Below are 17,554 nucleotides of genomic sequence, written 5' to 3' on the forward strand. Positions count from 1 at the left end.
CCGTGCGGCCAGTCTGGCTGGCTTGTTGTGTGCGGAGATCGGTGATGCGCGTTGGGGAAAATGAGGGAGGGGAACGGCCCCCCTCATACCTGTCTGTCCCAGTCATCAACTGGGCCGGTTTGGCCTGCGGCCGCCCCGGCTCTTGTTCTATTTAGTTCAACGCTTTGTCGTTAGGCTCTTTGAACAGCTGCTTCATGTCGTCCGAGAGTTCGAAGTTCATGTTGAGGTTTTTCGGTGGAATAGGCTGCTTGAACCATTTGTCAAACCACTTGGCCGCTTCACCGGAGGTTTGCGCCTGGGCGATGGTGTCATCGACCAGCTTTTTGAACTCAGGATCGTCTTTGCGCAGCATGCAGCCGTAGGCTTCTTTCGACTGCGGCGTGCCGATGATTTCCCACTGATCCGGCTTCTTGGCCTTGGCGCGCTCGCCCGCCAGCAGGGCATCGTCCATCATGAAGGCCACCGCGCGGCCGCTTTCCAGGGTGCGGAAGGAGTCACCGTGGTCTTTGGCGCTGATGATGCGCATGTTCATTTTGTCGCTGTCGTTCAGCTTGTTCAGCAGCACTTCGGAGGTGGTGCCGGAGGTGACCACCACCGGTTTACCGGCCAGGTCTTTAAAGTCTTTGATGTCGGAGCCTTTTTTCACCAGCAGACGGGTGCCGACCACGAAAATGGTGTCGGAGAAGGCGGCCTGTTTTTGGCGCTCGAGGTTATTGGTGGTGGAGCCGCACTCGAAGTCATAGGTGCCGTTTTGCAGCAGCGGGATGCGGTTCTGCGAGGTAATCGGCAGCATTTTCACCTGCAGATTCGGTGCATTAAGTTTTTTCTTAACAGCTTCAACGATTTGGTTGGAGTAGTCCTGAGAGTAGCCCACAACTTTTTGTTGGTTGTCGTAGTAGGAAAAGGGCACTGACGATTCGCGGTGGCCGACAACGATCACGCCGTTGTCTTTGATTTTCTTCAGCGTACCGGACAGGTCTTCCGCATGCGCCACGCTACCTGCCATACCGAGCAGCAGTAACGATAACGCCAATTTACGCATTTGCATGGTCCAACTCCTTTGCTGTTGTGGTGGCTCTGACTAAAGAGCGTCAGGTTAAATCGACTATTTATTGCTCAAGTTATAAAGATAGTCTTAGAACGGATAGCCGTTAAAAAATAACCGATTGTGAATACCTTGAAACTAAAATGTTTCATTTTTTGAGACGCCGCGCGCACCAAATCAATGCAACGAAACCCTGACGCCCCCGCGTGGTGCGCTCAATGCACCCAAAATGTGCACAGGTGCGACAAAACGTCAGCAAAAGTAAATCGGCGCGCGATGTCACCATAGTTAAAGCAAGGAGTGTGCCAGCCGCGTTGATTTAACGGCGTTTTCTGACCAAGGAGGAGACAGTGACGAGAACGCGGGGCGCGGCGGGCGCGCCCCGGCGAGAAGGACTATTTGCGGCGCAGGCCCAACATCAGCGCCCAGCCGCCCAGCAGCAGGGTTATCACCCACAGCGGCGTGGCGCCGAAGCGTGCGTAAGGCGTGACGCCGGTGGTCGGCGTGACCTTCACTTCGAGCACCTGACGGGTAAACTGCGGGATCTCGGCGATCACCTCGCCGTTCGCATCCACCGCGGCGGTAACGCCGTTGTTGGTGCTGCGCAGCAGCGGCCGGCCGAGCTCCAGCGCCCGCATGCGCGCCATCTGGAAGTGCTGCCACGGGCCGATAGAGTGGCCGAACCAGGCATCGTTGGAGATGGTCAGCAGGAAATTGGTGTCCGGGCGGAAGTTATCGCGTACCTGCTGGCCCAGGACGATTTCGTAGCAGATGGCCGCCGTCAGGTTGTACCCGCGTACGCTGAGCTGCGGCTGCACGTAGTCGCCGCGGCTGAAGGAGGACATCGGCAGATCGAAGAACGGCGCCAGCGGCCGCAGCAGGGTTTCCAGCGGCACGAACTCGCCGAACGGCACCAGGTGGTGCTTGTTGTAGCGATCCTTGGCCGGGTAGCTGTACGGCGTCGGTTCGCCGAGCACGATGGCGCTGTTGTAGATCTGCTGGCCCTGTGGCGTGGCGCGCACGTCGACGATGCCGGTGATCAGGCTGCTGTTCTTCGCCCGCATCAGGTCGTCCATCATGGTCAGGAAGCCGTTCTGGTTGGCTTCATAATCCGGGATGGCAGACTCCGGCCAGATGACGATCGGCGCCTTGCCCACGTACGGACGGGTTTCGTCCAGATAGGTTTGCAGCGTGCTGACCAGCGCTTTCGGATCCCATTTCATCGACTGGGCGATGTTGCCTTGCACCATGGCGACGTTCACCGCTTTCTCCGGCTGCGGAGTAAACCACTGCAGCTGGCGCAGCGGCCACGGCAACAGCAGCAGCGCGGCGGCGATGATCGCAGCCGACAGGCGGCGCTGATTGACGGCGTACACCAGCAGGCCGGCGATGGCCATCAGCACAAAGGTGATGGCGTCGACGCCCAGCAGCGGCGCGATGCCCTTCAGCGGGCCGTTGATCTGGCTATAGCCGAACTGCAGCCACGGGAAGCCGGTCAGCACCCAGCCGCGCAGGAATTCGGTCACCTGCCACAGCGCCGGCGCGGCGATGGCCAGCCGCCACCAGCGGGTGGCCGGCCACAGGCGCGTCAGCAGCCCGGCGAACAGCCCGGTATACAGCGACAGGTAAGCGGCGAGCAGCACCACCAGGAAGACGTTGACGGCGAAAGGCATGCCGCCGAAATCGGCGATGCTGACATACACCCAGTTGATGCCGCTGCCGAACAGCCCGAAGCCCCAGACAAAGCCGAGCAGGGCAGACTGTTTGGTGGTGCGATTGAGGGTAACGGCCAGCAGGCCGAACAGGGAGACGATGGCCGCGGGCCAGAAGTCGTAGGGCGAGAACGCCAGCGTCCCGCCGGCACCTGACAACAGCGCCAGCAGGGCGCGAACCCGCTGGCGTTCAAGTAATGAGGCTTTAGCCATGTTGGATTTAATCTTCCAGTTTCGGTGGTGGAGAATCGTCCGGAATTTTTACATGAACCTGGATAATACGTCGACTGTCGGCCATGGCAACTTTAAATAGGTAACCTTCGATTTCAATGGTTTCCCCGCGCGCCGGCAGGTGACCGAAGGCCTGCATCACCAGACCGCCGATGGTATCGACCTCGTCGTCGCTGAAATGGGTGCCGAAGGCGTCGTTGAAGTCTTCGATCGGGGCCAGCGCGCGCACGGTGTACATGTGGCGGCTGAGCTGGCGGATATCCAGATCGTCTTCGTCGTCGTATTCGTCTTCGATCTCGCCGACGATCAGTTCCAGAATGTCTTCGATGGTGACCAGGCCGGATACGCCGCCAAATTCGTCAATGACAATCGCCATGTGATAGCGCTGGGAGCGGAACTCTTTCAGCATCCGGTCGACGCGCTTGCTTTCCGGCACCACCACCGCGGTGCGCAGCACCTTGTCGATGCTGAACGGCTCGGAGTCCGCGCGCATGAACGGCAGAAGATCCTTGGCCATCAGGATGCCTTCGATGTGATCTTTGTCTTCACTGATCACCGGGAAGCGCGAGTGGGCGGAGTCGATAATCACGTCCAGGCACTCTTCCAGCGTCTGGTTGCGCTTGAGCGTCACCATCTGGGAGCGGGGGATCATGATGTCGCGCACGCGCTGTTCGGCGATATCCATCACGCCTTCCAGCATGTCGCGGGTATCGGGATCGATCAGGTCGTTTTGTTCGGAATCACGGATCAGCTCGACCAGATCGCCACGGTTTTTGGGTTCGCCGTGGAACAGCTGGTTAAGGATAAGAGTAAAGAACCCCTTCTTGGGACTGGGGCTGTCATTGCTTTGTGAATGGTCGTCGCTCATGGCGTTTTCGTTACTGTCACTCATGTCAGAGTTAAGGGGCGTCAGCGACAGCCCCGCATGGGGGCTGTAGGGTAAACGGCTGACGTCAGACGGGGTCTTTTTCCGCCAGGTACGGATCAGGATAACCCAGTCCGTGCATGATTTCGGTTTCCAAAGACTCCATTTCTTCGGCTTCATCGTCTTCGATGTGGTCATACCCTAGCAGATGAAGACTGCCATGGACAACCATATGCGCCCAGTGGGCCTCCAGCGCCTTGCCTTGCTCAATCGCTTCCTGTTCAACCACCTGGCGGCAGATGATCAGATCGCCAAGCAGCGGCAGCTCGATGCCCGGCGGGGCCTCGAACGGGAAAGAGAGCACGTTGGTCGGCTTGTCTTTGCCGCGGTAGGTCAGGTTCAGCTCGTGGCTTTCCGCTTCGTCCACCAGACGCACGGTCACCTCGGCCTCTTCCTGAAATTGCGGCAGCACGCCTTCCAGCCAGCGCTGGAAGGTGGCCTCATCCGGCAGGCCGTCGCCGCTTTCACAGGCAATCTGCAGATCCAAAATCACCTGACTCATGGTGTCTCCTGCTCGGAGGCGGCGAGCGCCTCGCACTTACGTTGTTCGGCAATCGCGTCTTTGCGTTTCTGTTCGGCCGCTTCCCAGGCCTCATAGGCGATGACTACGCGGGCCACCACCGGATGGCGCACCACGTCTTCGCTGTGGAAGAAGTTGAAGCTCAGTTCTTCCACGTCCGACAGCACTTCCACCGCGTGGCGCAGGCCGGATTTCTGGTTGCGCGGCAGGTCGATCTGGGTGACGTCGCCGGTGATGACCGCCTTCGAGTTGAAGCCGATGCGCGTCAGGAACATCTTCATCTGTTCGATGGTGGTGTTCTGGCTCTCATCCAGAATGATAAAGGCGTCGTTCAGCGTACGGCCGCGCATATAGGCCAGCGGCGCGACTTCGATCACGTTGCGCTCGATGAGCTTCTCCACGCGCTCGAAGCCCAGCATCTCGAACAGGGCGTCGTACAGCGGGCGCAGGTAAGGATCGACCTTCTGGCTCAGATCGCCGGGCAGGAAGCCCAGTTTTTCGCCGGCTTCGACCGCAGGGCGCGTCAGCAAAATGCGGCGAATTTCCTGGCGCTCCAGCGCATCCACCGCGGCGGCGACCGCCAGGTAGGTTTTGCCGGTGCCCGCCGGGCCGATGCCGAAGGTGATGTCGTGATCGAGAATGTTGGCGATGTACTGCGCCTGGTTAGGCGTACGCGGTTTCACCATGCCGCGCTTGGTTTTAATGGTGACCGCCTTGCCGTAATCCGGCACGCTGTCGGCCACCTGTTCCAACACCCGGCTCTCTTTGATAGCCAGGTGGATTTGCTCTGGGTCGATATCCGGGATCACGCCGCGAATCGGCGCGGTATCCACGTACAGATGGCGCAGGATATCGGCGGCGGCAACCACGCACAGGTTTTTGCCGACCAGCTTGAAACGGTTGTCGCGGCGATTGATTTCAATGCCCAATCGGCGCTCGAGTTGCTTGATGTTGTCATCAAACGGGCCGCACAGGCTGAGCAAACGCTGGTTGTCTGCGGGCTCTAACAAAATTTCTTGTGTTGCGACGTTCAAACTATTCCTCTAGGTCACATCGGGCCTGGTTGATGTCACATAGCGCGTTCGGGACGCGCGCGTTCAGGACGAGCCTGAATACTCTCTTTCTTGAATTATTCATGGTGCGCCGCAACGGCGCAAGTTTACCGCTGATCTATCTGTGCGCCATCGGCGGAATTCAAGGGAAGATAAGGAAAAAACGCGGCGGGGCGCAAAGCCCGCCGCGTCATCACAGAACAAGGCCGCCGTGAATCAGTTCTTTTTCACGAACTCGGATTTCAGCTTCATCGGGCCGAAGCCGTCGATTTTGCAGTCGATGTTGTGATCGCCTTCGACCAGGCGAATGTTTTTCACCTTGGTGCCGATCTTCAGCATCGAGGAGCTGCCTTTGACCTTCAGGTCTTTGATCACGGTGACCGCATCGCCGTCCGCCAGCAGATTGCCGTTGGCGTCTTTGACGATCAGCGCGTCCTGATCTTCCGCCGGGGCGCTGTCGCTCCACTCGTGGGCGCACTCAGGGCAGATGAACAGGGCATTGTCCTGGTAGGTGTATTCGGAGTTGCACTTCGGGCAGTGTGGGAGTTGCATGTTATGTCGCCTCTTCAACAATAAAAAAATAAAAAAGAAAATCACCGGGCGCGGGCGCCCGGCGGAGAAACGGTAAGGAGTAGCGCGAATGGGCGGCGATAAGGCGGCCGCCGCGGCGTCAGGGCTGGTAAATGCCGACGCCCAGCGCGTTTTCTTTGCGGGTACGGGCGATCACCGACTGCGGGGATTCATGTACGCGCAGATCCATCTGCTGTTCGGTGCGCACCACTGCGCCACGCAGGGTGTTGGTCAGCACCTCGGTAATTTCCACGTCGACGAACTGGCCGATCATGTCGGGCGTGCCCTCGAAGTTTACCACACGGTTGCACTCCGTGCGCCCGGCCAACTCCATCACGCTTTTGCGCGAGGTGCCCTCCACCAGAATGCGCTGGACGGTGCCGAGCATGCGGCGGCTGAACTGCAGCGCCTGCTGGTTGATGCGATCCTGCAGAATATACAGCCGCTGTTTTTTCTCTTCTTCGCTGACGTCGTCGACCATGTCCGCCGCCGGGGTGCCCGGGCGCGACGAATAGATGAAGCTAAAGCTGACGTCGAAATTGACGTCGGCGATCAGGTTCATGGTCTGTTCGAAGTCGGCCTGGCTTTCGCCCGGGAAACCGACGATGAAATCGGAGCTGAGCTGAATGGCCGGCCGCGCCTTGCGCAGCTTGCGGATAATCGCCTTGTACTCCAGCGCGGTGTGCGCGCGTTTCATCATGGTCAGGATGCGATCCGAACCGCTCTGCACCGGCAGATGCAGGAAGCTGACCAGCTCCGGCGTGTCTTCGTACACCGCGATGATGTCGTCGGTGAACTCGATAGGGTGGCTGGTGGTGAAGCGAATGCGATCGATGCCGTCGATGGCCGCCACCAGGCGCAGCAGTTCGGCGAACGAACAGATCTCGCCGTCATGCGTGGCGCCGCGGTAAGCGTTGACGTTTTGGCCGAGCAGGTTGACCTCGCGCACGCCCTGCGCCGCCAGTTGGGCGATTTCGAACAGCACGTCGTCGCTCGGGCGGCTCACTTCTTCACCGCGGGTGTAAGGCACCACGCAGAAGGTGCAGTATTTGTTGCAGCCTTCCATGATCGACACGAATGCGGTCGGGCCTTCGGCGCGCGGTTCCGGCAGACGGTCGAATTTTTCGATCTCCGGGAAGCTGATGTCGACCACCGGGCTGCGGGTGCCCTGAACGTGATTGATCATTTCCGGCAGGCGGTGCAGGGTCTGCGGGCCGAAGACCACGTCGACGCAGGGCGCGCGGCTGCGGATCAGTTCGCCTTCTTGCGAGGCCACGCAACCGCCGACGCCGATGATGACAGACGGATTCTTTTCTTTCAGCAAGCGCCAGCGCCCCAGCATGGCGAAAACTTTCTCCTGCGCTTTTTCACGGATCGAGCAGGTGTTCAGCAGCAGCACGTCCGCCTCTTCGGCGTTTTCGGTCCACTCGAAGCCGTGCGTGCTGTTCAACAGGTCGGCCATTTTCGATGAATCATACTCATTCATCTGGCAGCCCCAGGTTTTGATATGTAGTTTTTTCGTCATTGACTTGCCATTACTCAGTGCGGAGCGAAAGTTGCGTTACGCGACATGCAGGGCGCGTATTGTAATCATTTGCCGCCGTTGTGACCAGCGCGGGGGAAAATGGCACGCGACCTGAAGCCGGAGCGAAAATCCGGTACACTGCGCAAAACGCCATGCCGGGTGGGATGGCGAGCATTCACACAGAAAACATAGCCAATATGAAGACATCTCAAAATCGGTATGACGCGGTGGTGGTGGGCGGCGGCATGGTCGGCGCGGCGGCGGCCCTGGGGCTGGCACAGGCGGGCTGGTCGGTGGCGTTGCTGGAACATCAGGCGCCGCAGGCGTTCGAGGCGCAAAGCCCGCCGGATCTGCGCATTTCCGCTATCGGCTGCACCTCGGTGGGGCTGCTGAAACAGCTCGGCGCCTGGCAGGCCGTGACGGCGATGCGCACAGCGCCGTATCGCCGGCTGGAGACCTGGGAATGGGCGTCGTCGCGCGTGGCGTTCGACGCGGTGTCCCTGGGGCTGCCCGAGCTGGGCTTTATGGTGGAAAACCGCATTCTGCAGCTGGCGCTGTGGCAGCAGTTCGCGCAGTGCGCCAACCTGACGCTGCTGTGCCCCGCCAGGCTGCAATCGCTGCAGCGGGCGGACAATACCTGGCAGCTGACGCTGGACGGCGGCGAGACGCTGCAGGCGCGCCTGGTTGTCGGCGCCGACGGCGCCAACTCGCAGGTGCGCAAGCTGGCGGCGATCGGCACCAACGGCTGGCAGTATCGTCAGGCGTGCATGTTGATCACCGTCGATACCGGCGCGCCGCAGCAGGATGTGACCTGGCAGCGTTTCTTCCCGTCTGGGCCGCGCGCCTTCCTGCCGCTGTACGACAGCTGGGCGTCGCTGGTGTGGTATGACAGCCCGCAGCGCATTCGCCAGCTGCAGGCGATGCCGCCGGCGCAGCTGGAGCGTGAGATCGCCGCCGCTTTCCCGGCGCGACTGGGCCCGGTCAAGGTGCACGCCGCCGGTTCGTTCCCGCTGACGCGGCGTCATGCGCAGCGCTACGTGCTGCCGGGGCTGGCACTGCTGGGGGATGCGGCGCATACCATCAATCCGCTGGCGGGGCAGGGCGTCAATCTGGGGTATCGCGACGTGGATGCCTTGCTGAACGTATTGAGCGATGCGCGGGAGCAGGGAGAGGACTGGAGCAGCGAGGCGGTACTGCTGCGTTATCAGCGCCGCCGCCGTACCGACAATCTGCTGATGCAGAGCGGGATGGATCTGTTCTATACGGCTTTCAGCAATAACCTGGCGCCGCTGAACGTCGCGCGCAATCTGGCGCTGATGGCCGCGCAGCGGGCGGGCAAGCTGAAAGAGCATGCGTTGAAGTACGCGTTGGGATTGTAACCGACAGGGCTCAGTTGCGGCTGGGCCCGTTAGGATTGACTGAACGCCAGACAGCAAAAAGCCCGCCGAAGCGGGCTTTTCTAAATATGGCTGGGGTGCCAGGATTCGAACCTGGGTATGCTGGTATCAGAAACCAGAGCCTTACCGCTTGGCGACACCCCAATTATGGTGGCTACGACGGGATTTGAACCTGTGACCCCATCATTATGAGTGATGTGCTCTAACCAGCTGAGCTACGTAGCCGATGTTACTTTTTACTTCTTTGATTTGCAAACAGTTTGTTATGGCTGGGGTACCTGGATTCGAACCAGGGAATGCCGGTATCAAAAACCGGTGCCTTACCGCTTGGCGATACCCCACCTGCAAACAAATCTTATGTTGAAACCCCATTCTCGAAAGAATATGGCTGGGGTACCTGGATTCGAACCAGGGAATGCCGGTATCAAAAACCGGTGCCTTACCGCTTGGCGATACCCCATCAACATACTGCGCCGACGATGAAGAGAAATGGTGCGGGAGGCGAGACTTGAACTCGCACACCTTGCGGCGCCAGAACCTAAATCTGGTGCGTCTACCAATTTCGCCACTCCCGCAATGCAAAAAAGAGATGGTGGCTACGACGGGATTCGAACCTGTGACCCCATCATTATGAGTGATGTGCTCTAACCAGCTGAGCTACGTAGCCCTCTTTTTTTGCTTTGCCTTCATCGGCGTTGCGGGGCGCATTATGCGTATATGACCGATTTGCGTCAACAAGTTTTTTCCCGAAAAAGTGCCGGGAAGCGCCGTTTGTCTGGGTTGTGAACATTATGGCGATAAAATCGGCAATTCAGGCAGTTGGCGGGGGGGAAAGGCAACAAAAAGGCGGGCCAAAAGGCCCGCCTTGGGGAAAACGCCGCGCGATTATTTATAGGCGGCCTGGTGCACGCCGACTGCGCGGCCGGAAGGATCGTCCATCTTCTTGAACGATTCGTCCCATTCGATGGCCTTGGCGGACGAGCAGGCGACGGACGGGCCGCCCGGCACGCATTCGGCGGCGCTCGGCAGCGGGAACAGCTCTTCGAAGATCTCGCGGTACAGGTAGCCTTCTTTCGAGGTCGGCGTGTTGTACGGGAAGCGGAAACGCGCGGTTTCGAGCTGTTGATCGCTGATTTGCTGCGCAGCGACCTCTTTTAGCGTGTCGATCCAGCTGTAGCCGACGCCGTCGGAGAACTGCTCTTTTTGGCGCCAGGCCACGCTGGCCGGCAAATAGGACTCGAAACATTCGCGGACGATGTGTTTTTCCATTTTGCCGTTGCCGCACATTTTATCTTTCGGGTTGATGCGCATCGCCACGTCGAGGAATTTCTTGTCCAGGAACGGCACGCGGGCCTCAACGCCCCAGGCGGACATCGCCTTGTTGGCGCGCGCGCAGTCGAACATATGCAGCGCCAGCAGCTTGCGCACGGTCTCTTCGTGGAATTCGCGGGCGTCCGGCGCCTTATGGAAGTAAAGGTAGCCGCCGAACACTTCGTCCGCGCCTTCGCCGGAGAGCACCATCTTGATGCCCATCGCCTTGATTTTGCGCGACATCAGGTACATTGGCGTCGAGGCGCGAATGGTGGTGACGTCATAGGTTTCGATGTGGTAAATCACGTCGCGGATGGCGTCCAGGCCTTCCTGGACGGTGAAGTGGATCTCATGGTGCACGGTGCCCAGATGGTTGGCGACCTCCTGCGCGGCGCGCAGATCCGGCGAGCCTTCCAGGCCGACGGCGAAGGAGTGCAGCTGCGGCCACCAGGCTTCGCTGCGTTCCTGATCTTCCACGCGGCGCGCGGCGTACTTCTTGGTGATCGCCGAGATGACCGAAGAATCCAGCCCGCCCGACAGCAGCACGCCGTAAGGCACGTCGGACATCAGGTGGCTTTTCACCGACTCTTCCAGCGCGGTGCGCAAGGCGGCGGCGTCGGTCACGTTGTCTTTGACGCTGTCGTAATCGAACCAGTCGCGGCGATAGTATTCGCGGATCTCACCGTCCTGGCTCCACAGGTAGCTGCCGGCCGGGAATTCCTTGATGGTGCGGCACACCGGCACCAGCGCTTTCATTTCGGAGGCGACGTACAGGTTGCCGTGCTCGTCGTGGCCCATGTACAGCGGGATGATGCCCAGGTGATCGCGGCCGATCAGGTAAGCGTCTTTTTCGGTGTCATACAGGGCGAAGGCGAACATGCCTTGCAGATCGTCGAGGAAATCCGGGCCTTTCTCCTGGTACAGCGCCAGGATCACTTCACAGTCGGACCCGGTCTGGAACGCGTAGCGGTCGCTCAGCTGTTGGCGCAGCGCCTGGTGGTTGTAAATTTCGCCGTTGACCGCCAGAACGTGGGTGTGCGCGGCGTTGTACAGCGGTTGAGCGCCGTTGTTGACGTCGACGATCGACAGGCGTTCGTGGGCCAAAATGGCTTTGTCGCTGGCGTAAACGCCGGACCAATCCGGGCCGCGGTGGCGCATCAGGCGCGACAGCTCCAGCGCTTTCTTACGCAGTTCAACGGGATCGGACTTCAGATCGAGCACACCGAAAATAGAACACATACAACTCTCCTAACGGGCTTTCATGACTGTGATGTTGTTTTTTACTGTTATGGGCAGCATTGCCGATTCATCAGCGATAACGCGGTTTTGCTGCGCTGTGGTTATGAAAATGCGCCTAAAGCTGCAGGTGATGCAAGCGTTTTAGCCATACGCTGAGAAATAGTTGTTTGCGTGGCTGCGATTTTTAACGGATTTTCAGTTATTGGCGGGAAAATTTAACGATTATGCAATTTTTAGCGTGATGACGGGATTGCCGGCCGGTTTGGCCGGCAATCGATTAGCGATTAGGCGATGAGCTGCCACAGGGTGAAGGCGGCGTCCGGCGTCCAGCCGGCGTTGGAGGTGTGCGCCTGGATACAGGTGTATTTCTTGCCTTTATAACTCACCACGTCGCCGGCTTTGTAGCTGTGGTTGTTCTGCCACTCGGGCGCCCCCGGATCGGGCGGCGTGCCGTCGTTGGCGGTTTTAACCGCCAGCGCGCTGCTCGGCAGCGAGGTATTGCCCTGGCTGTCGGTGGCGGTAACGAAGTAGCTGTACTGGGTGGCCGGGGTCAGGCCGCTGTCGGCCAGCGACAGGGCGGCGGTCTGGCCGATCGGGTTGCCGTTGCGGTAGACGGTGTAGCTGGCGATCGGTAAGGCGCCGGTGGCGGCGGCCCAGCTCAGCTTCAGCGAGGTGGCGCCCAGCTCGGCGACCGTCAGCGCCGTCGGCGCATTAGGCTTTCCCGGCGGTGGGGTAACGCCGCCCTGAATCAGCGGCGCATAGCGGGTTTTGAACTCCCAATTGTAGGCTACGCCAGCTTTGCTCTTGCCGTTGTCCCAGTTGATTGACCAGGTCATCAGGCCCTTGATCGACAGGTTCTTGGCGTCGAGACGGGAGAAGGCGTTATACACCGCCTGTTTGTTGACCACGTAGCCGGTGGCGGCGGCGTCGTTGTTGCTCGGCAGGCCGATGACGAATTTCGCCGCCGGGATCTTTGCATAGCCGCGGGTGCCGGTGACCAGGCTTTCCGTCAGGTAGTAGAGGAAGTCTTCCTTCTTGGTGTCGTCGTTTTGGGTCAGCCAGGTTTTAATTTCTTCAACCCAAAGGCCATCGCCACCCTGGTTGTAATATTGTGGTGCGATAAAGTCGTAGTAGCCTTCGAGGGCGTTGATATAATCCAGGTAGGTGCCATTCTCACGTAAATATGGGAATTCTGGCGCCATGCTGATAATAAAGTTTTTCCCCTGCGCAGCGTAATAGTCTTTTACTTTTTTCAATGCCGCAGGCAAGACGGTTTTATTATTGGCGGCGCCGATTGCCGCCTGTTCCAAATCGATATCCAGGCCGTCGAAGCCATAAACTTCCACCAGACGAATAATCTCGTCTTTCAGCTTATCTTCGTCGCCGGTTTTCAGCTCGATATGCGCGTCTGCGCCGCCGAGGGAGATCAGCACCGCGCGGCCCTGGCTGTTCAGCACGCCCACCTGGCGGCGGAACTCGGCGTCGGACAGGTTGTACGGTTTGAAGGTTGGGATGCCCTGGCCTTTCATAAAGGCGACGGCCACCACGTTGTATTCGGCGGGAATATCGGTCAGGTTCATATTGGCGAACTGGCCTTGCCGATAGCCGTCACTGGCGCCGGCGGCCCAGTTGTGCCAAAAACCCATCAGGATTTTTTTATTGGCGATAGTCGGCATAATGGCTGCGTCATCGGCGGCGGCATTAATCATGTTATTTGTGCTCATGGTAGCCTCATTAATTAGGGGTAAAGGTTTTCCGCTCGCCGGCAATATCAGCTATTGGCGGGGCGTAAGGTTATAATGAGGATTTTTAGCGCAGGCAGGCTGAAACCTTTTGCGGCCATGAACGAATTAAATTCAAACTGCGGTCAGGAAGAGAGAAATAATGGCGGCCGGGTAGCCGCCATAAATGCATCAGAAGATGGTGATATCGGCAACGGAAGGGTAGACGTAGCTCGGGCGGAACGGCATGGTTTCAATGTCGCTCAGCGTGGAGACGCCGGACAGCACCAGCACGGTTTCCAGACCGGCCTGGAAGCCCGCCAGAATGTCGGTGCGCAGGTTGTCGCCGACGATCACCGTCTCTTCCGAGTGCGCCTGCATTTTGTTCAATGCGGCGCGAATGATCCACGGGCTGGGCTTGCCGACGTAAAACGGCTTGCGGCCGGTGATCTTCTCGATGGGGGCGCACAGCGCGCCGCAGGCCGGCGAGAAGCCGTGGCCGTGGCTATCCGGGTTGGTGGCGATAAAGCGTGCGCCGTTACTGACGAAGTAGGCGGCCTTGTGCATCATGTCCCAGTTGTAAGAGCGGGTTTCACCGACGATCACGAAATCCGGGTTGATGTCGGTGATGGTGAAACCGGCTTTGTACAGCTCATGGATCAGGGCGCCTTCGCCGACCACGTAGGCTTTTTTGCCTTCCTGGCGGCGCAGGAAATCGGCGGTGGCCATCGCCGAGGTATAGAACGCGCTCTCCGGCACTTCCAGCCCGGCGGCGGCGAAGCGGTTCGCCAGATCCTGCGCGGTCTGTGACGGGTAGTTGGTCAGCACCACCAGCGGCATGCCTTGTTCCTGGATGCGCGCCAGGAACAGATCGGCGCCGGGCACCGGCGTATTGTCATGCAGCAGCACGCCGTCGATATCGCATATAACGTTTTTGATTTTCATTTGTCGCTGTTTCTCATGATTACGGCAGGCAAGGGGTGACGATAACACACCTGCCAGAAGCGGCGGATCAGCTTTCCAGCAATCGCTGCAAGAGCACGCCGTTGAGCATCGCGCGTTTGGCCAGGGCGAAAGCGCCGATCGCCGAGCGATGATTGAGTTCGGAGGTCACCACCGGCAGATTTTTGCGGAAGTCCTTCAGCACCTGGGTATTGATGCAGCTCTGGATCGCCGGCAGCAGCACCTTGTCCGCTTCGGTGATCTCACCGGCGATCACCACCTTCTGCGGATTGAACAGGTTGATGGCGATGGCCACCGCCTTGCCCAGATAGCGGCCGACGTGTTCGATCACTTCGCTGGCCAGCAGATCGCCGCGGTTGGCGGCCTTGCAGATGGCGTTGATGCCGCAGTCTTCCAGCGTCAGTTTGCTCGGGTAGCCCTGGCTCAGCAGCTGGCGCACGCGCTGTTCGATCGCCGCGTTGGCGGCTACGGTTTCCAGGCAGCCGAAGTTGCCGCAGTGGCAGCGTTCACCCAGCGGATCGATTTGGATATGGCCGATTTCGCCGACGTTGCCGTTATTGCCGAGAAAAATCTGCCCGTTGACGATGATGCCGGCGCCGGTGCCGCGGTGCAGGCGCACCAGAATCGAGTCTTCGCAGTCGCGGGTTGCGCCGAAGTAGTGCTCCGCCAGCGCCAGGCTGCGGATGTCGTGGCCGACGAAGCTGGTGACGTTGAAGCGCTGCTGCAGGTTGTCGACCAGCGCCCAGTTGCTGACGCTGATGTGCGGCATGTAGCGCACCACGCCCAGCGCCGGATCCACCAGGCCGGGCAGGATCACTGCGATGGCGATCAGTTCGCGCAGGCGGCGCTGGTTTGCTTCGATGAATTGGGCGATGGCGGCGAACAGCGCATTTTCCAGCGTTTCCTGGGTGCGTTCCGGCAGCGGATAGTGTTCTTCGCTGAGCGATTTACCGCTCATGTCATACAGGGTGATGGTGGCGTCGTGGCGGCCGAGACGCACCGCGACGGTATGGAAATGACGGGTTTCCGACACGATGGAGATCGCGCGGCGACCGCCGGTGGAGGCTTGCTGATCGACTTCTTTGATCAGCCCGCGCTCCAGCAGCTGGCGAGTAATTTTGGTGACGCTGGCGGGGGCAAGCTGGCTGAGTTCGGCAATTTGAATGCGCGAGATCGGGCCCTGCTGGTCGATCAGGCGGTAAACTGCCGCGCCGTTAAGCTGTTTGACTAAGTCAACGTTCCCTATTTGTGCTTGTCCGCCAGTGCTCATCAATAATGTTACTCGCTGTTCATTGAATTAAACCTCGTTACCGTTAACGAGCGTTTTGGTGATCTTGAAATCACGGGTGAAGGCGGTCAGGTTAGCCACCTTGCCGGCTTCGATGGTGCCCAGACGCTGCTCGACGCCGATGGCGCGCGCCGGATACAGCGTCGCCATACGCAGCGCTTCGTCCAGCGCGATGCCGATATGCTCGACGCTGTTTTGCACCGCTTCGATCATGGTCAGTGCGGAACCGCTCAGGGTACCGTTCTCATCCACGCACAGCCCATCCCGATAGTATATTGTTTTACCGGCGAAAATAAATTGGTCAATATCTGCACCTGCCGGTGCGGTCGCGTCGGTGACCAATACCAATTTATCACCTTTCAGGCGTTTGGCGTTACGGATACTCGCCCAGGCCACGTGATGGCCGTCGGCGATGATGCCGGTATAGACCTCCGGCGTATCGAAGATCGCCCCCATCAGCCCCGGTTCGCGGCCGGTGATATACGGCATGGCGTTGTACAGGTGGGTGGCGAAGCTGATGCCGGCGGCGAAGCCGGTGCGCGCCTGATCGTAGGTGGCGTTCGAGTGGCCGGCGGAGACCACGATGCCGGCCTCGGTCAGCTGCTTGATAACGTGCGGCTCAACCATTTCCGGCGCCAGCGTCACCTTGGTGATCACGTCGGCGTTGGCGCACAGGTAATCGATCATGTCCTGAGTTGGCTTGCGAATGAACGCCGGGTTATGGGTGCCTTTTTTCACCGGGCTGAGGTACGGCCCTTCCAGGTGCAGGCCCAGCGCCTGGTTTTGGTGCTTTTTCAGATAAGCGCGCATCACGTCGACGCTGTGCTTCATGAATTCGTCGCTGCTGGTGATCAGCGTCGGCAGATAGCTGGTGCAGCCGGATTTCTCGTTGGCGCGCTGCATGATCTCCAGCGTTTCTTCCGAAATCGCTTCCAGCGAATCGTTGAACTGGACGCCGCCGCAGCCGTTCAACTGCACGTCGATAAGCCCGGGGGCCAGGATGGCGCCACCCAGGTCGCGCGTTTCGATGCCGGCGGGCAATTCAGCCGCCGGGCAGACTCTCTCGATCAGCCCATCAGCGATAATGACTGCATGGTCATCAAGTACGTCGTGGCCGGTATAGATTCGGCCGTGGGTTAAAGCGAACATCGTAGCCCCCTGCAAAGATTAAAGACTTTTCACGCTTTCCGCTTCTAACTCGCGGAAATATTTGACGGTTTTGACTTTCAGCTCCATGGTGGCCGGCTCGTCGCACACCACGACCGCTTTGGCGTGCAACTGCAGGCAGCTGATGGTCCACATGTGGTTGATGTTGCCTTCCACCGCGGCTTCCAGCGCCTGCGCCTTGGCGTGGCCGGTCACCAGGATCATCACTTCTTCCGCGTCCAGCAGCGTGCCCACGCCGACGGTCAGCGCATATTTCGGCACCAGGCTGACGTCGCCGCCGAAGAAGCGCGAGTTGGCGATGCGGGTGTCTTCGGTCAGCGTTTTGATGCGGGTGCGCGAAGCCAGAGACGAAGCCGGCTCGTTGAACGCGATATGGCCGTCGATGCCCACGCCGCCCATGAACAGGTTAATTTTGCCGTAAGACTTGATCTTCTCTTCGTACTGGCGGCACTCGGCGTCGACATCCGCGGCGTTGCCGTTCAGCAGGTTGATATTTTCACGAGGGATATCAACGTGGTCAAAGAAGTTGCGGTACATGAAGGTGTGGTAGCTTTCCGGGTGTTCCTGCGGCAGGCCAACGTACTCGTCCATGTTGAAAGTCACAACATGCTTAAAGCTTACTTCACCTGCTTTGTGCATCGCAATCAGATGTGTGTAGGCTTCCAGCGGCGTGCCGCCGGTAGGCAGGCCGAGGACAAACGGGCGCTCTGCGGTTGGCTTGAATGCGTTGATGCGTTGAACGATATGACGCGCGGCCCATTTGCCGACTTGTGCGGTATCTTTCAGTGGGATAAGTCTCATCTAACACCTCTTGGGATAAGTAAACTAAAGCTATACTGTACGGGCCTGCGGGAGTCCTAAGCGTAACCCAGCTTTATGATTCTCGCG

The 17,554-nt window shown here is 59.3% G+C and carries 14 protein-coding genes and 6 tRNA genes; 1 reads left to right on the forward strand and 19 read right to left on the reverse strand.

Annotated features, from left to right (window positions below):
- Positions 1-151 precede the first annotated feature (151 nt).
- The 7 genes from QOL81_RS08390 to miaB all read right to left on the reverse strand — a co-directional run bounded on the left by QOL81_RS08390 (position 152) and on the right by miaB (position 7,580).
- The gene (locus QOL81_RS08390) at positions 152-1,048 is read right to left on the reverse strand and encodes an amino acid ABC transporter substrate-binding protein (protein WP_038877465.1); all 897 of its coding nucleotides are present in this window, start codon (positions 1,046-1,048) and stop codon (positions 152-154) included.
- A 392-nt stretch (positions 1,049-1,440) separates the two neighbouring features.
- Entirely contained in the window at positions 1,441-2,970 is a 1,530-nt protein-coding gene (gene lnt, locus QOL81_RS08395) for an apolipoprotein N-acyltransferase (RefSeq protein WP_060423584.1), read from the reverse strand.
- A gap of 7 nt (positions 2,971-2,977) precedes the next feature.
- Entirely contained in the window at positions 2,978-3,856 is an 879-nt protein-coding gene (gene corC / locus QOL81_RS08400) for a CNNM family magnesium/cobalt transport protein CorC (RefSeq protein WP_025301851.1), read from the reverse strand.
- Positions 3,857-3,941: 85 nt separating this feature from the next.
- Positions 3,942-4,415: an rRNA maturation RNase YbeY gene (ybeY, locus tag QOL81_RS08405; RefSeq protein WP_033637441.1), complete on the reverse strand. Its 474-nt coding sequence runs from the start codon at positions 4,413-4,415 to the stop codon at positions 3,942-3,944.
- Positions 4,412-5,467 carry a PhoH family protein gene (locus tag QOL81_RS08410; RefSeq protein ID WP_169318113.1) on the reverse strand — a complete coding sequence of 352 codons (1,056 nt, stop codon included), beginning with the start codon at positions 5,465-5,467 and terminating at the stop codon, positions 4,412-4,414. Before QOL81_RS08410 ends, ybeY begins: the two co-directional genes overlap by 4 nt.
- A gap of 234 nt (positions 5,468-5,701) precedes the next feature.
- On the reverse strand, positions 5,702-6,037 hold the full coding sequence (locus tag QOL81_RS08415; RefSeq protein WP_004939967.1) for a zinc ribbon domain-containing protein YjdM: 336 nt from the start codon (positions 6,035-6,037) through the stop codon (positions 5,702-5,704).
- A 118-nt stretch (positions 6,038-6,155) separates the two neighbouring features.
- Complete coding sequence (gene miaB, locus QOL81_RS08420; RefSeq protein ID WP_038877474.1) at positions 6,156-7,580, reverse strand: tRNA (N6-isopentenyl adenosine(37)-C2)-methylthiotransferase MiaB; 1,425 nt, start codon at positions 7,578-7,580, stop codon at positions 6,156-6,158.
- Between the two features lie 197 nt (positions 7,581-7,777).
- Here miaB and ubiF point away from each other — a divergent pair, with 197 nt between their 5' ends.
- The gene (gene ubiF, locus QOL81_RS08425) at positions 7,778-8,959 is read left to right on the forward strand and encodes a 3-demethoxyubiquinol 3-hydroxylase (RefSeq protein ID WP_169318114.1); all 1,182 of its coding nucleotides are present in this window, start codon (positions 7,778-7,780) and stop codon (positions 8,957-8,959) included.
- An 87-nt stretch (positions 8,960-9,046) separates the two neighbouring features.
- On the opposite strand, the gene QOL81_RS08430 is transcribed toward ubiF, so the two are convergent.
- From QOL81_RS08430 to nagB, 12 genes are all read right to left on the reverse strand, one after another.
- Positions 9,047-9,121, reverse strand: a tRNA-Gln gene (locus QOL81_RS08430).
- A gap of 4 nt (positions 9,122-9,125) precedes the next feature.
- Positions 9,126-9,202, reverse strand: a tRNA-Met gene (locus QOL81_RS08435).
- Positions 9,203-9,243: 41 nt separating this feature from the next.
- Positions 9,244-9,318: transfer RNA gene (locus QOL81_RS08440), tRNA-Gln, on the reverse strand.
- 44 nt (positions 9,319-9,362) lie between these two features.
- A tRNA-Gln gene (locus QOL81_RS08445) sits at positions 9,363-9,437 on the reverse strand.
- Positions 9,438-9,467: 30 nt separating this feature from the next.
- Positions 9,468-9,552, reverse strand: a tRNA-Leu gene (locus QOL81_RS08450).
- Between the two features lie 15 nt (positions 9,553-9,567).
- Positions 9,568-9,644 (reverse strand) — tRNA-Met (locus QOL81_RS08455).
- 218 nt (positions 9,645-9,862) lie between these two features.
- On the reverse strand, positions 9,863-11,527 hold the full coding sequence (gene asnB / locus QOL81_RS08460) for an asparagine synthase B (protein ID WP_004939961.1): 1,665 nt from the start codon (positions 11,525-11,527) through the stop codon (positions 9,863-9,865).
- Positions 11,528-11,811: 284 nt separating this feature from the next.
- Positions 11,812-13,251, reverse strand: a complete 1,440-nt coding sequence (gene chiC / locus QOL81_RS08465; RefSeq protein ID WP_283439775.1) for a chitinase ChiC — start codon at positions 13,249-13,251, stop codon at positions 11,812-11,814.
- 189 nt (positions 13,252-13,440) lie between these two features.
- Positions 13,441-14,193 carry an HAD-IIA family hydrolase gene (locus QOL81_RS08470; RefSeq protein ID WP_004939957.1) on the reverse strand — a complete coding sequence of 251 codons (753 nt, stop codon included), beginning with the start codon at positions 14,191-14,193 and terminating at the stop codon, positions 13,441-13,443.
- Positions 14,194-14,260: 67 nt separating this feature from the next.
- Positions 14,261-15,481, reverse strand: coding sequence for a DNA-binding transcriptional regulator NagC (nagC, locus tag QOL81_RS08475; RefSeq protein WP_004939956.1), 1,221 nt, complete (start codon positions 15,479-15,481; stop codon positions 14,261-14,263).
- A 27-nt stretch (positions 15,482-15,508) separates the two neighbouring features.
- The gene (gene nagA / locus QOL81_RS08480) at positions 15,509-16,648 is read right to left on the reverse strand and encodes an N-acetylglucosamine-6-phosphate deacetylase (RefSeq protein ID WP_038877480.1); all 1,140 of its coding nucleotides are present in this window, start codon (positions 16,646-16,648) and stop codon (positions 15,509-15,511) included.
- Between the two features lie 18 nt (positions 16,649-16,666).
- Positions 16,667-17,467: a glucosamine-6-phosphate deaminase gene (nagB, locus tag QOL81_RS08485; protein ID WP_197827274.1), complete on the reverse strand. Its 801-nt coding sequence runs from the start codon at positions 17,465-17,467 to the stop codon at positions 16,667-16,669.
- Positions 17,468-17,554: the final 87 nt, after the last annotated feature.

Source organism: Serratia sp. CC22-02 (assembly GCF_900182895.1).
In the GTDB taxonomy this organism is placed as follows: Bacteria; Pseudomonadota; Gammaproteobacteria; order Enterobacterales; family Enterobacteriaceae; genus Serratia; species Serratia nevei.

Excerpts from the sequence above, each read along its gene's own strand:
- QOL81_RS08390 (WP_038877465.1), bottom strand. The coding sequence starts at position 1,048 with ATGCAAATGCGTAAATTGGCGTTATCGTTACTGCTGCTCGGTATGGCA.
- lnt (WP_060423584.1), bottom strand. The coding sequence starts at position 2,970 with ATGGCTAAAGCCTCATTACTTGAACGCCAGCGGGTTCGCGCCCTGCTG.
- corC (WP_025301851.1), bottom strand. The coding sequence starts at position 3,856 with ATGAGCGACGACCATTCACAAAGCAATGACAGCCCCAGTCCCAAGAAG.
- ybeY (WP_033637441.1), bottom strand. The coding sequence starts at position 4,415 with ATGAGTCAGGTGATTTTGGATCTGCAGATTGCCTGTGAAAGCGGCGAC.
- QOL81_RS08415 (WP_004939967.1), bottom strand. The coding sequence starts at position 6,037 with ATGCAACTCCCACACTGCCCGAAGTGCAACTCCGAATACACCTACCAG.
- miaB (WP_038877474.1), bottom strand. The coding sequence starts at position 7,580 with ATGACGAAAAAACTACATATCAAAACCTGGGGCTGCCAGATGAATGAG.
- ubiF (WP_169318114.1), top strand. The coding sequence starts at position 7,778 with ATGAAGACATCTCAAAATCGGTATGACGCGGTGGTGGTGGGCGGCGGC.
- asnB (WP_004939961.1), bottom strand. The coding sequence starts at position 11,527 with ATGTGTTCTATTTTCGGTGTGCTCGATCTGAAGTCCGATCCCGTTGAA.
- chiC (WP_283439775.1), bottom strand. The coding sequence starts at position 13,251 with ATGAGCACAAATAACATGATTAATGCCGCCGCCGATGACGCAGCCATT.
- QOL81_RS08470 (WP_004939957.1), bottom strand. The coding sequence starts at position 14,193 with ATGAAAATCAAAAACGTTATATGCGATATCGACGGCGTGCTGCTGCAT.
- nagC (WP_004939956.1), bottom strand. The coding sequence starts at position 15,481 with ATGAGCACTGGCGGACAAGCACAAATAGGGAACGTTGACTTAGTCAAA.
- nagA (WP_038877480.1), bottom strand. The coding sequence starts at position 16,648 with ATGTTCGCTTTAACCCACGGCCGAATCTATACCGGCCACGACGTACTT.
- nagB (WP_197827274.1), bottom strand. The coding sequence starts at position 17,467 with ATGAGACTTATCCCACTGAAAGATACCGCACAAGTCGGCAAATGGGCC.